This window comes from Ureibacillus yapensis (assembly GCF_003515775.1).
GTDB lineage: Bacteria > Bacillota > Bacilli > Bacillales_A > Planococcaceae > Ureibacillus > Ureibacillus yapensis.
In genome coordinates, this window is sequence record NZ_QWEI01000003.1 from 118,722 (window position 1) to 132,511 (window position 13,790).

The following is a 13,790-nucleotide window of genomic DNA, read 5'->3' on the forward strand; positions in this document are numbered from 1 at the left end:
CTTCTTTACTGGAGAATTGCTCCTTATTTGTTCAAATTTAGCTTAAATAAGTAGATTTTAAAATAATTTCTTTTTAATATTACATATTTGGGGACATGTTTTACATTGTTTCGTTTCGCCTTTCAATAAATTGGAAAAACAACAAGTGGTTCTGACCCGCACTTCTTCTTGTAGGTGATCTACATATCTTTTGTTTACATAGAATCTTTTTATCGGATTGGTAGGATGGTTTCCAAAAAGACTCCCGGGTGCTTCATATAAAAGGAAATCGAAATCTTGCTTTGCTTGATCTCGTATTGTTTTATCTTCTGATTTTGCCAGCACCGTTTCATATAGCCAGAATATATAAATGGCGATATTTTCCCAAAGAATTAGTTTTGACTGCTTTGTCACTTTGAATAATTGTTCTATAAGGAGATGGATATTTTTTGAAAACAACTCCTCCAGCGCCTCTTCTCTCCACTCGCTTCTGCTCCCTTTAACCTCTTCTACTTTCCTGCTTCGAAAATAAAATGTTGGCAGCCACACATCTGCTTCTTTTTCCGTCTGTAAAATTATATTTTCGAAGGAAATATCTGATTTTTTATTCCATGCAGTGATAGCATATAAGTAAATCACGGCTAAGAAAGCATATCTTTTAACGAAAATAGAAGCAGTAACCTTCAAACATGGAGATCCGATATGGGGACCGAGGTTCTCCAAATACCCAAACAACACGGTTTCATCTATTAATCTATTTAAATCGATGGATAGCTCCGATGGTTCAACCTCTGTCGCAAAACGGAACTGTCTTAATTGTTCTATTTCACTTTTATCCAAAGTTTTATGCATGAGCCATTCCTCTCTGTTTAAGTATACATCTTCCTTTCCCACAAGGGATGCACATAGGCGTTCCAAAAAGAGGATCTTTAGTAACTTCACATTCCATTCCAAACACTTTTTCTACTAAAATACTGTTTATTACATTCTCAGGTTTGCCTTGTGCAAATATTTCTTTATTTTTGATTGCCACAATATTATGGGCGTAACGGCAGGCCAAATTCAAGTCATGCAAAACCATCACAATCGTTCTACTTTCTTTTTCATTCAATTCGAAAAGCAAATCAAGAATCTCAATTTGATGGGCCATATCCAAGTATGTGGTTGGCTCATCAAGAAGAATAATTTCAGTGTCCTGAGCCAATGTCATGGCAATCCATGCCCTTTGGCGTTGTCCTCCAGATAAGGAATCAACCGCTCGATCTTTTAATTCTTCAATACCTGTGGCTTTTAATGCATCGTTTACTATTTTTTCATCTTCCTTCGTCCACTGTTTTAGCCAGGTTTGATAAGGATAACGACCCTGTTTAACAAGCTGGAGAACAGTAAGACCTTCAGGGGCAACAGATGTTTGGGGAAGGATGGCCATTTGTTTGGCAACATCTTTCGTTGACATCTTGGCAATTTCAGTTCCTTCTAGACAAACAACACCTGTTTTAGGTTTTAATAGTCGGGCAATGGAGCGAAGAAGTGTTGATTTGCCACAGCCATTTCCTCCGATAAAGACAGTGATTTCCCCTTTTGGAATGCTAAGATTCATTTCTTGAATGATAATTGATTCACCATATGAAAGGGTTAACTCTTTCGTTTCGATAGCTTGTGCCATCTTGTTCAACTCCTTAAAAAGATTATGAATTTCTCGTTCTAAACAGCAAATAAATAAAATAAGGTGCCCCTATAGCTGAAGTAAATACCCCCGCCGGCACTTCCAACGGAGAAAATAGCGTTCTGCCCACCAAATCCGCCAACATAACTAGTATTCCTCCTATAAGGGCCGAAACTGGCAATAAGGCACCGAAAGAAGATCCAACCAATCTTCTGGCTATATGGGGCGCCATTAAGCCAACAAAACCGATACCCCCTGCAAAAGCAACAGAGACGCCTATTAATGCCGTACTAATTATCATAAAGATTAAACGCTGACGCTGAACATGGCTGCCAACCCCAGTCGCAATATCATCTCCTAGCTCTTGAATATTCATGTTTCTTGTCATGAACAAAACAATCAAAACTAGAGATACCGTCAACGGAACCAATACACTTACATTATCCCAAGTAGATCCATTTACAGTTCCAGTAATCCAAATATTTGCCTGACTGGCACGATAGATAGGGCCTAAAATCATCATTAGCGTCGTTAAAGCCTGCATGAGAGCGGATACCCCTATTCCCATTAACACTAGACGGAACGGAGATACGCCATTTTTCCATGCTAATATGTATACTAGTATTGCAACTATTCCAGCTCCAATAAAAGCAGCTAAGGGCAGCCACTTAATACTTACCGTTAAAGCATTGTTTTCATCACTGAAAAAGGCTAAAAAACCAACAACCGCAACCGCTGCACCTCCTGTGATACCAAGGATATCCGGAGAGGCTAGCGGGTTGCGAATCATGCCCTGTAAAATTCCCCCCGCAACAGCCAACGAAATGCCTACCATAAGCGCCACGATAATGCGTGGTAATCGAAAGGAAGTTACTACAAGTTGTTCCATTTCCGTTCCACCTCCGAGGAATACTTTTACTACCGAGAGTGGACTGATTGTCATTTCCCCTATTCCTGTGCTGATTATAAAGATAAATGCAGTTGCGATAGCCGCAATGCCAAAAACTTTTATCGCTCGTCTATCAACCAAAAAGGAGATTCTTCCTTTAAACATTCTAACCGTCTTATAAGTCTTCATTTTGAGTTAAACCCCCTTCTTGCGATATAAATAAAGAATGGAGTTCCAATGATAGCCGTCATAACACCTACCGGAACCTCTTGAGGCATAATGATATAACGGGCCAAAATATCGGCTGAAAGCAATAGAATGCCTCCAAGAAGACCGGAGAACGGAATCAGCCAGCGATGGTCGATTCCTATGATGGATCTTGCCACGTGCGGAATAACGATTCCAATAAATCCAATTGGACCTGCAATTGCAACGGATCCCCCCGATAATAAAATAATGACAATGGCTATACCCGCTTTTAATATCCCCGTATGAAGCCCTAAACCTTTAGCTAAATCTTCTCCCATGGATAATACATTCATCTTGGAAGATATCAATATCGCACCCATCCAGCCAATAATTAAATATGGTAAAACCGAAGTCAATATTTCAAGCTTTCGACCTTGAACAGAACCGGCCAGCCAAAACAAAACCTGCTCCAGGGCAGCTTCATCCATCACAAGGAAACCCTGCGTAAAAGAAGAAAACATGGCTGCAATGGCAGCCCCCGCTAATGTCAGCTTAATGGGGGTCAGCCCTTCTCTTCCAGCTGAACCTATAATATAAACTCCTAAAGCAGCAATCGCGGCTCCTATGAAGGCTACCCAGGCAATAGCTTGTAAATTTCCCATTGAAAATACGGTTACTCCAATAACAACAGCAAAACCAGCACCGGCATTTACGCCAAATATATCCGGAGATGCAAGCGGATTTTTCGTTAGCGTTTGCATTAAGACACCGGCAATGGCTAAACTAACGCCTACTGCTGCAGCAATTAATGCCCTTGGTAATCTAACCGTTGCGATGACTAGATGTTCATTTGATCCATTATTGTTTTGAAAAGCATCCCAAGCCATTTTCCAAGTTGTATCTGTATAACCATATACGATGCTTCCACACATTAATAGTAAGAATAGTAAAATAGCAATGATTAAACCTGCTATTCTCCGCCCATTTGTTTTTAACAGCATATTTTATTACCTTCCAAAATAAATCTTAAAGTTTTATATTTCTGAAATTAGTCTATTGTACAAACTACCACTCTGTCAATGATTTTGAGAATCATTTTCAATTAATTGTTGACAACAGCACTGAAGAGTTTTAATATCATTTTATAAATGATAACGATTATCATTAAAAGGAGGAATACATATGAAATCAAAATCTATTCTATCTATCCTGTCATTCGTATTGATCTTCATCTTGGCTGCATGCGGTGGAAACAATAACGAAGGCAACAGTGCTGGAAAGAATGATGTTAAAGAAAGCGCTGAAGATACAAGTTATACGGTTGAACATGCAATGGGGACTACAACAATTGAAAAAACGCCCGAAAGAGTGGTTATTTTAACCAACGAAGGTACGGAGGCGCTTCTTGAACTTGGACTGACACCTGTGGGTGCTGTTCAATCATGGACAGGCGACCCTTGGTACGATCATATTGCCGATGAAATGAAAGATACTCAAGTGGTTGGATTGGAAAGCGAAGTAAATGTCGAGGCAATCGCGGCCTTGAAACCTGACTTAATTATTGGCAATAAAATGCGACAAGAACAAATATACGAGCAACTAAGTGCTATTGCTCCAACTGTATTTGCAGAAGATTTACGCGGCAATTGGAAAAATAATTTTGAACTTTATGCCAAAGCCGTCAATCAAGAAGAAAAAGGAAAAGAAGTAATCGACGCTTACGATTCCAGAATTGCTGATTTAAAAGAACAGCTGGGTGATAAATTGAACATGAAGGTCTCTATGGTCCGTTTTATGGCTGGAGATGTTCGCATTTATCAAAAGGATTCTTTCTCCGGTGTGATTCTAGAACAACTTGGATTTGCAAGACCCGAAAGCCAGGATGTTGATGAGTTCGCAATCAAAGGAGCTACAAAAGAACAAATGCCATTAATGGATGGCGATATCCTCTTCTACTTTACTTACGAAACTGGGGACGGAGCTGCTTCCGAACTTGAAAAAGAATGGCTCGAGGATCCTCTATTTAAAAACCTGGAAGTTGCCAAAAAAGGTGAAGTTCATAAAGTAGATGATGTTATTTGGAATACAGCAGGCGGTGTAAAAGCGGCAAATTTAATGCTGGATGACATTGAAGATACATTTCTAAAATAAAGGTTAAATTATTTTACTAACTTTTATGACGCTAAGGAAGCATTGATTCATTTAGAATCAATGCTTCTTTAATTTTTTATTATGAAATCAATTCACGGAATATTCCTGTTTATGGGCAAATGACTTTGTAGGATTGTACTTCCCATTAATAAAAAAGCAATTTGCTTGGCATTTAAATAGAAATAAGAAAATTAAAATTCCCTTTCTTTTGCAATCCCCTTCCGACTTCTGATAGTTTAGTCATATCTGCTTTAAAAATAATGTTTTAAAGTGCTCAGTTTTGGGTAAATATTTATTCGATTACTGAAATAAAGGGAATTTTTTTGCAAAGAAAGGAACATTCGATGAAAAAAATATCCAACGTTTTTTGGATTTCTGTTGCAATCGTTCTTGCGGCAGTGATTTTTGGTGCCACTGCACCAAATAGCTTTGAAGAATTAACAGGCAATATTCAAGCATTCCTTACATCAGCATTTGGCTGGTACTATTTAATTTTAGTTTCAATTATAGTGATTTTTTGTGTTTTCCTTATTTTTAGTCCTGTTGGGGCCTTAAAGTTAGGTAAACCTGATGATAAACCGGCGTTTTCGACAGCATCATGGTTTGCGATGTTATTTAGCGCCGGGATGGGAATTGGACTAGTATTCTGGGGGGCTGCGGAGCCACTTTCCCACTTCATAAATCCGCCAATTGCAGAGGGAGGCACACCTGCCGCCCACAAAGAAGCAATGCGGTACACGTTTTTCCACTGGGGAATTCACGCTTGGGCCATTTATGGAATTGTGGCATTAGCTTTGGCCTATTTTCAATTTCGAAAAGGTGAACCGGGACTTATATCAGCAACATTAAAACCAGTCCTAGGGAAAAGCATGGACGGTCCTTTCGGAGTCGTAATCGATGTGTTGGCAGTTTTTGCAACGGTCATAGGGGTTGCGACGACACTTGGTTTTGGAGCCGCGCAAATTAATGGCGGTTTATCTTACTTGTTTGGTATACCAAACAATTTCACTGTTCAATTAATAATTGTAGCTGTTGTAACGGTACTCTTTATCATGTCGGCTTGGTCTGGATTAAGTAAAGGGATCCAAATATTAAGTAATGTAAATATGATTCTGGCAGTTGTCTTGATGATATTGATGTTTATAATTGGACCAACCATTCTTATTTTAAACATGTTTACTGACACGATTGGCGGCTATGTCCAAAACATTGTTCAAATGAGTTTCCGAATCGCACCGCTTAATGCCGAGGAGCGGGATTGGATTAATGGATGGACAATCTTTTATTGGGCTTGGTGGATTTCATGGTCACCGTTTGTTGGTATATTTATTGCCCGTGTCTCCAGGGGAAGAACCATCCGCGAGTTCATGATTGGTGTATTATTCCTTCCGGCTATTGTTAGCTTTATATGGTTTGCGGTTTTTGGCACTTCAGCAATTGAAGTACAGCAGGCAGGAAATATTGATTTATCAAGCTTGGCTACAGAGCAAGTCTTGTTTGCAGTCTTTAGTGAATTTCCATGGTCTACATTGCTTTCAATCATAGCAATCGTCCTTGTAGCAATTTTCTTTATCACTTCCGCTGACTCAGCCACTTTCGTCCTTGGCATGCAAACAATGTACGGATCACTGAATCCTTCTAATACAGTAAAACTAATTTGGGGAATTGCCCAATCTGCTGTAGCATTGATTCTTTTATATAGCGGCGGTTTACAAGCCCTTCAAAATGCATTAATTGGAGCAGCATTCCCATTCTCAATAATTATAATTTTAATGATGATTTCCCTTTATATCTCTTTAATGAAAGAGAAAAAGGAACTTGGATTGTACTTGAAACCAAAACCCCAAAAAAAATAAACTTAATAAAGAATTATAGCCATAAGCCTAACTTCGTCTTCATTAATGGAGGAAGTTAGGCTCATTTTCTATTCAAGCCGTTTAGATGAAAAACGCTGATATTAACCATTTATCCCTATCAATTAAAAGTTATTCTTATAGATTGATTCCGCAATATCTTCATTTACCATCCCTGTAAGATTCGTAAGCATTTTTATGATCCGCATTGGTTTCAATTGAATGGTTGAGCAGATGACAATACCTACTTGTTTTTCCTTTATAAAACCGCAGTACGTATGGAAACCAATTGTTGTTCCGCCATGATGGATAATCGGAGAATCGATCCATTTTTTCTGCTCGATAAACCAACCTAGCCCCATATTCAATTTTTTGGACCGTGTCTTCGCATGGACTCTGTGGCACAGCTCGATTTCTTCTTTAAATGGTTCTTCTTTAAGCCCCATTTGATGTTCCAGATAAAGAAGCATATCATTCATGGTGCTTTTCAACGCACCGGCAGCATGGATGGCAGGCAATTCAATCGGTGGGATTCTGTTCCCTTTCTTATTATAAGATTTTATATAACGCTCATATTGTTCCGGAGATCCGTTTATAAAAGTATCGTTCATGCCTAAAGGGTTCAAAATTTCAGCTCTGATTGCTTCTTCGTAAGTTGTACCCAAGATTTCTGCCAGCAGGTTTCCCAATAATCCTACACCTACATTGGAATAGCCCCATTTTTGATCTACTTCTTTTTTTAAGTCCAAATCCATAAAAAACTGGTGTAAATCGTCATGCGAAAAGTATTTATAGGGATTGTCTTTATCCTCTTTATGTTCTTTTAGACGTTGGCGGATTTTTTTCATATCTTCTCTTGGAAGCCGGGAACGATGTGTTGATAGATGGCGGAATGTCACTTCTTTTCCATTGTACGACAACGCATTTTTGTACTCAGGTTTAAACGTTGAGACCGGTTCGTCCAAAGCGATGGTGTTATTAAGCACTAACTTTGATAGGAGTAAACTCGTAAACGTTTTTGTCGTTGAACCTATTTCAAATACACAGTCACCGATTTCTGTTTTGCCCATATCATCATAAATAGTACCGGATGTGAACTTTTCATCCTTTTTGATTACCCCAAGGACGATACTTGCTTTTTTTGCTTGATCTAATTCCCTTTTTATCAACTTCTCCGTTTCCGTATTAATCAAATGACTCCCCCCGTTCATCGATTTAAATTGTATTTACCGAGAAAAAGCTGCTCTTATGCTATACGTATAGTAAACCAATCAGTTTCATTTTATCATTTTTTCCATTAATAGGTAAACTTGAGCAAACTCTGGCCTTTTTAAAGTAAAGGCATTGGGAATGAATGATTATTTATGTTTCTTCTTGTTAGCTTTTTATTCTTCGTTCTATGTATTTTAATCTTCTTGCTGTTTTTTCAACTTAAGATACCGTACCAATATAGTGATGGTAGAAATGGCAAATAGAATCCAAATAGTAGGGTTGTTTAAACCAATTCCACTTTGTGATTCTCCCCCAAGTAAGGTTAATAGGAGGAAAAGCAATAATAGTCCACCCAATAAATAAATTAATTCGAAGAGTTCTTTTCGGAGGTTTGGAAATTTTTTTAGTACGGAACGGTCATTGGTTATTGTTGCTAATATTGCCAGGGTTAATGTACTGACGGCAAGTGGTTTTATACTCATGACTGGAAAATGATCTATAATAATCATCCCGGTAAATGATAGAATGCTTAACATTTTAAATAGCTTATTCATAGTTTTTTTCATAGTTTCCTCCTTTCAAAGTAGAAATTTCATCTTCAAAGCACTTTTCAATGGTTTTTTCGAATACGCTTTAAATTAAAAAAGCCAATTGATCCGCAAACAAATACCCCTAAACCCAAAAGAGAAGTAAGAAACCAGTTTTCTCCCCAACTTACAATTAAACTATATAAACAAGCCAGCGTAGTGATTGACGCCGCATAGTCCGCTCGCCATTTTTCTAATTTAGAAGAGTTTGCCTTTCTCAAAAACTCACGCCTTTCCTTTTTTATCTATAGTACATTAAACGATTAGTTGTTGTTATAACTCTATGTAGAGAATCGACTTATGTTGCCAAGCATGCACAATTAAACCTCGAATAAGTCGTTTTATAACGCTTATTCGAGGTTTATTTTTGGAGAGAATTTAGTTTATTCAAAAATATATGGATTGCCGCCGATATTTTTTCGGATTTCTTCGTTTATTTCGATTGGTTCATGGTCGGTTGACTCTTCATAATCATTTTCAATTGTTTTCACGGTACCATCATAATGAATTGTTTTATTGTCCATATGCTACCCTCTTTCTATATTTTCATTGCTAAATCTGCATTTATTTAGAAAGTATAAGCCAAATCCTTCGCACGGGCAATCCCGTTTTCCTTTATTTCTTGTGCTTTTTCCGGCATAGCATTATGCCCTTCGATAAATAGCCCTTCAAAAGAAGGAACACCAAAGAACGACATAATGACGCTCAAGAAACGATGGCCCATTTCGAATGATGCAGCTGGACCTTCAGAGTATATTCCGCCTCGTGCTTGAATATGAAGCGCTTTTTTGTTTGTTAACAAACCGATCGGCCCTTGTTCCGTATATTTAAATGTTTTTCCGGCCACCGCAATCGAGTCGATATACGCCTTCATCACCGGAGGAAACGAGAAATTCCATAAAGGAGTCACAAAAACATATTTATCCCCTGAAATAAACTGTTCACTTAGTTCCCTCAGACGTCCAACTTTTGCTTTTTCCTCCGCTGAGAGCTCTTCAAATCCCTTTCCGGATTGAAGTTTCCCCCATCCGCTGAAAACATCAGTATCAAGATGTGGAATATGCTCTTTATATAAATCAATGTGGACAATTTCATCATCCGGATTCTTTTCTTTGTATGTCTCGATAAACGCTTTTCCTGCTGCCATACTGAATGATTGTGTTTCATCATTTGGATGAGCGGTAATATACAATACTTTCGCCATTTTTCTTCACCTTATTTTCATATAAATTTTACGCAATTTCAGTATGGCAAAATTGCCGATTTCTATACTTGTTTAAAATTGGAAAAATAGCAAAAAGTTTGTGCAAATACACAAAAAAAGACCAAAGCGATGATCTAACATCTTTTTGGCCATTTCATTATGCAGGTGATGAATTATTGATTATGAGCGCGGCAATAAAATGACCGCAACTCCTGCCAAACAAATCGCTGCACCAATCCAATCATATAAATCGGGCGTTTTTTTATCGATGCCCCAGCCCCATAAGATTGAAAGGATGATAAATACTCCGCCATAGGCAGCATAAACCCTGCCGAACGATGGAAAGGATTGAAATGTAGCGACAACTCCATAGAGAGCTAAAGCAATGCCTCCAAGCACTCCCCAGTAAAAGGGCTTTCCTTCCCTTAACCATAACCAGATTAAATAGCCGCCACCGATTTCAGCTATTCCGGCAAGCAAAAATAAAACAATTGCACCAATCATTAGAAAACTCCCTAGTCTTATTATTTCACTCTCCATTATAACTTATTTTTTTTGGAAGTTTATTGGCACCGCTTCTAATGATAAAAGCTCTGACCAATACTGATCAGAGCTTTTTAAAAGTTTGTATTTTCGGTTTCTATATTGTGAGGCGGTCTTTCGCCTCTTTGCAATTCAAAAATACTTAAACCAAAATCCATTTGCAAATGTGGGTAATCCTTGAATTCAGCCCAATCACCGCCCCATTCGAAGCCAAGTGCTTTTGCTGTTTCAGCAACTTCCATCCAGTCTGATTGCCCATTGCCATTTCCATCATAGTAGATATCCCATATGACTTGACCGGAAGGCGTTTCAATTGCAAAATCAACAGCAAGGCCAAAATTATGATAAGATTCTCCGCCTTTTGCATGTGTAACGACATTTCCCTCGAGCGAACGACCCTTCTCATAAATCTGATTTTGCTCTTCCGTACTTCGAAAACCATCTGTAATTACAATCGAAATACCTTTTGCGGCAGTTTGCTCAATCAATTGATTTACCCGTTCCTTCACTACAGGATGAATGCCTGTTGGAAGAGGAACCGGTTCCTCACTACTATTTATATCAGGAGTCATGGGATTGTCTGAAACTATTAGAAGTTGAAAACAGAGAATGATCAGGATGAACAGGAAAGAACATGTCACTAAAAAACTACCAATCCCTTTTTTCTTCAAAACTAAATTCCTTTCAAGCCCCTTTGCATCAAAATCAAAAATTTTTATCCCCTATAACATTTTAATCTCTTATTCTTCTAGAAACAACTAATCGCCAACGGTATTCCTTTCTTGGATTTCGTTTATTTGCTTCCCTTATCAAGAGTTGGAAATCCCTATTTGCGAAAATATTTTTAAAACCAATATTTCTTCAAGTTCAACCTTTTGTCTCTTGTTATTTTTCAATTGATCGCTTTCGTCCGACGGCAATAAAATATTTGATTTCGCCATCCTCATTAAAAACAGGTGAGACTTTTGCTTCAATATCAACCCATCCGCCATTGGCATGTTTATATCTCATCATCAACTGACGAGATGTTTTCAATTTTCTGATGCTAAGAAATTGTTCATGAAGTGCAGGAATGTCTTCGGGATGAATTAAAGGCAACACAGAGTCTCCTAAAAAATGACTGGCTGGAAATCCCAATAGTTTTTCGTGGGAAGGTGAAGCATAAACCACTTTACCGTTTATGTCCAACATTCCAATTAAATCCAGCATATGATCAGTAATAATTTGGTAAATAAAGTTCTTTTCTTTTAACGCAAGTTCAATGCGCTTTTGTTCTGTAATATCAACACATGAACCGATTATGCCAGTAACTTGTCCATTGTTTTTAACGGAAGACAAGGAGGCGAAATAATGGATGCCATTGTGTTCAGCTTCATATGTTACATTTTCCGTTTCTTCCCATGCCATCTGGTAATACTTTGTTTTCTCTTTCGCTAAATTGGGAGGCAAAAAGTCTTTTAGCTCTTTGCCGATTACTTGTTCGGGATTCTGACCCATTCTATACATTAACTGACCGTCACATAAGGTATGGATAAATCGATCATTTTCTTTTATAACCTTAAATATCATCCCCTGTTGCTGATGCATAATGTCACGCAATTCCTGACGGCTGCTTTCCAGTGCTTCTTCCATCATTCGTTTATTATGCAATTGTTGGAAAATTCCTTTTTGAGAAACAATTTCTTCAATCTCGAGGATACGTTTGCTAATTTCTTCTGCTGGCAAAGGTCTGCTAAACAAATATCCTTGGCCTTGATTGCAGGAATTCTTTTGCAGAAAAATCAGCTCTTCCTTCGTCTCGACCCCTTCGGCAACTATTTTCAAATTTAAGCGGTGCGCCATCTCGATGATCATTTTTACAATAGATGAATTGTAAGAGTTGGATGTACAATTGCGAATAAAAGATTGATCAATTTTAATGCTATCTATTTGGAATTCGTTTAAATAATGTAGAGAACTATAACCTGTTCCAAAGTCATCCAAACTCATTTGCACACCCAAAGTCCTTAACTCCTTGATAACCTCAATCACAAGATTTTTATCAACCATCATACTTTCTGTAATTTCGAGCTCAAGATACTCAGGAGCAAGTTGCGTTTCCTTTAATATTTGTTCTACTGCTTCTACTAGATTTGGCTGGTATAACTGACGAACGGAAAGGTTAACAGACATAACAAGAGGTGAAAACCCAGATTCAATCCATTCTTTTGTCTGTAAGCATGCATTTCGCAACACCCATTCTCCCATGGGTATGATTAAGCCGCTCTCCTCTGCAATTGGGATAAACTCTGCCGGAGGAATCAATCCTTTTTCAGGATGCTCCCAACGGATTAATGCCTCCATTCCTTCAATTTTTCCTGTTGATAAATTAACTTTCGGTTGGTAAAAAAGACGAAATTCATTCCCGGCTAATGCTTTTTTTAATTCTGATTCGAGATGTACTGATTGATTCATAAGTTCCAATTTTAATTACGCTCCCCTATTATGTTAAGGTTTTCACATACTTTTGAAAAAGAGGTGAAAGGTTTTTTACTAAATTAGATTGAAAGCACCCCTAATCATGGTTAAAGGGTTGATAATTTTTTTCTTTTTTTATAATTTTTTAAGCTAAATCAAACTCCTTTTTTTGAAACAAAGACATATGTATTAGTTAAAGATAAAATAAACAAGTTCTATTTTCCCATGCCGAATTAAATTATATTACTTTATTTTAAGATTTTCGATAGTTTTCGATAATTTTTTCAAATTTAAGGATAATATAATTTTCATTTAAGAGTGAGCAGGAAGAAAAATAGATGAGAAAATGCTTAAAGAAAATACAACCGGGTATTTAATAAAAGAATAGAATAGTAATTCTTTCAGAAAAATCAAATAATAGCAAAGGAGCGAGGACAATGAAAGTACAATCTAAACCATTGCGTACACAAACTATTACAATTACGCTGGATGAGTTAAATGGCAAAGATACTTCAACGGCATTGGAAATTTATGAAAATAAATTAAAACGGGAACCAGATTCTTATTATCGAAACGTACACATCGAATTTGTGAATGATACGAAAAATGGAATGAGGGTTATTCGGAAAAATGAATTAATCGAACCAAAAGTTCAGTGGTATCGAAAATTGCTCGAGGAACAGCCAGGTTTTTTATATTTTTTTGCTGAAGAAGATTTTACGATGTACATGTACATGGCGATTCATAACTTCAGGCCTTTAACTTTAAGTTATTTAGTGAAGAAAAAACAGATTAATCTAAATCAACCCGTCAAAGTAGATAATCAATTAAAAAACTACATTCTGGAATCGCTTGAGGACTTAAGTAAATCCAATTCTGCTGCCCCCATTAACCTGATGTACCAAGTTTACCAGGAAGTAGCAGGCATTTAATAATGAGCATGGTCAATAGAAAATCGATTGCTGAATCTGTTTAAATCATCCCACCTTCGAGCATTAAATGGTGGGATGATTTTTTGTTTGTATGATTTAGCAAGTTTATTACGCCCGCCTTCTCACTT

14 protein-coding genes are annotated in these 13,790 nt (G+C 37.5%); 3 read left to right on the plus strand and 11 right to left on the minus strand.

Annotation, left to right across the window (positions count from 1 at the left end; genetic code table 11):
• Positions 1–57: 57 nt before the first annotated feature.
• The 4 genes from D1B33_RS08120 to D1B33_RS08135 are packed head-to-tail and all read right to left on the minus strand — an operon-like array spanning position 58 to position 3,724.
• The gene (locus D1B33_RS08120; protein ID WP_118876072.1) at positions 58–831 is read right to left on the minus strand and encodes an IucA/IucC family C-terminal-domain containing protein; all 774 of its coding nucleotides are present in this window, start codon (positions 829–831) and stop codon (positions 58–60) included.
• The gene (locus D1B33_RS08125) at positions 824–1,645 is read right to left on the minus strand and encodes an ABC transporter ATP-binding protein (RefSeq protein WP_118875883.1); all 822 of its coding nucleotides are present in this window, start codon (positions 1,643–1,645) and stop codon (positions 824–826) included. Before D1B33_RS08125 ends, D1B33_RS08120 begins: the two co-directional genes overlap by 8 nt.
• Before the next feature lie 22 nt (positions 1,646–1,667).
• Positions 1,668–2,723: a FecCD family ABC transporter permease gene (locus D1B33_RS08130; RefSeq protein ID WP_118875884.1), complete on the minus strand. Its 1,056-nt coding sequence runs from the start codon at positions 2,721–2,723 to the stop codon at positions 1,668–1,670.
• The gene (locus D1B33_RS08135) at positions 2,720–3,724 is read right to left on the minus strand and encodes a FecCD family ABC transporter permease (protein WP_118875885.1); all 1,005 of its coding nucleotides are present in this window, start codon (positions 3,722–3,724) and stop codon (positions 2,720–2,722) included. The genes D1B33_RS08130 and D1B33_RS08135 overlap by 4 nt, the downstream gene beginning before the upstream one ends.
• A gap of 181 nt (positions 3,725–3,905) precedes the next feature.
• On the opposite strand from D1B33_RS08135, the gene D1B33_RS08140 reads away from it, so the two are divergent.
• Positions 3,906–4,874, plus strand: coding sequence for an ABC transporter substrate-binding protein (locus D1B33_RS08140; protein WP_118875886.1), 969 nt, complete (start codon positions 3,906–3,908; stop codon positions 4,872–4,874).
• Between the two features lie 344 nt (positions 4,875–5,218).
• Entirely contained in the window at positions 5,219–6,730 is a 1,512-nt protein-coding gene (locus D1B33_RS08145; RefSeq protein WP_118876073.1) for a glycine betaine uptake BCCT transporter, read from the plus strand.
• A gap of 122 nt (positions 6,731–6,852) precedes the next feature.
• On the opposite strand, the gene D1B33_RS08150 is transcribed toward D1B33_RS08145, so the two are convergent.
• From D1B33_RS08150 to D1B33_RS08180, 7 genes are all read right to left on the minus strand, one after another.
• Positions 6,853–7,920, minus strand: coding sequence for a serine hydrolase domain-containing protein (locus tag D1B33_RS08150; protein ID WP_158582943.1), 1,068 nt, complete (start codon positions 7,918–7,920; stop codon positions 6,853–6,855).
• A gap of 213 nt (positions 7,921–8,133) precedes the next feature.
• Positions 8,134–8,505: a hypothetical protein gene (locus D1B33_RS08155; protein ID WP_118875888.1), complete on the minus strand. Its 372-nt coding sequence runs from the start codon at positions 8,503–8,505 to the stop codon at positions 8,134–8,136.
• Positions 8,506–8,909: 404 nt separating this feature from the next.
• Complete coding sequence (locus D1B33_RS18430; RefSeq protein WP_158582944.1) at positions 8,910–9,050, minus strand: hypothetical protein; 141 nt, start codon at positions 9,048–9,050, stop codon at positions 8,910–8,912.
• Positions 9,051–9,094: 44 nt separating this feature from the next.
• Positions 9,095–9,730: an FMN-dependent NADH-azoreductase gene (locus D1B33_RS08165; RefSeq protein WP_118875890.1), complete on the minus strand. Its 636-nt coding sequence runs from the start codon at positions 9,728–9,730 to the stop codon at positions 9,095–9,097.
• Between the two features lie 180 nt (positions 9,731–9,910).
• Positions 9,911–10,234, minus strand: coding sequence for a YnfA family protein (locus D1B33_RS08170; RefSeq protein WP_118875891.1), 324 nt, complete (start codon positions 10,232–10,234; stop codon positions 9,911–9,913).
• A 113-nt stretch (positions 10,235–10,347) separates the two neighbouring features.
• Positions 10,348–10,845: a M15 family metallopeptidase gene (locus tag D1B33_RS08175; protein ID WP_118876074.1), complete on the minus strand. Its 498-nt coding sequence runs from the start codon at positions 10,843–10,845 to the stop codon at positions 10,348–10,350.
• 313 nt (positions 10,846–11,158) lie between these two features.
• A complete protein-coding gene (locus tag D1B33_RS08180) occupies positions 11,159–12,727 on the minus strand; it encodes an EAL domain-containing protein (RefSeq protein WP_147370388.1) in 1,569 nt (522 codons plus the stop codon).
• Positions 12,728–13,167: 440 nt separating this feature from the next.
• Between D1B33_RS08180 and D1B33_RS08185 the strand changes: the two genes are divergently transcribed.
• Positions 13,168–13,662, plus strand: coding sequence for a hypothetical protein (locus D1B33_RS08185; protein WP_118875893.1), 495 nt, complete (start codon positions 13,168–13,170; stop codon positions 13,660–13,662).
• Positions 13,663–13,790 lie beyond the last annotated feature (128 nt).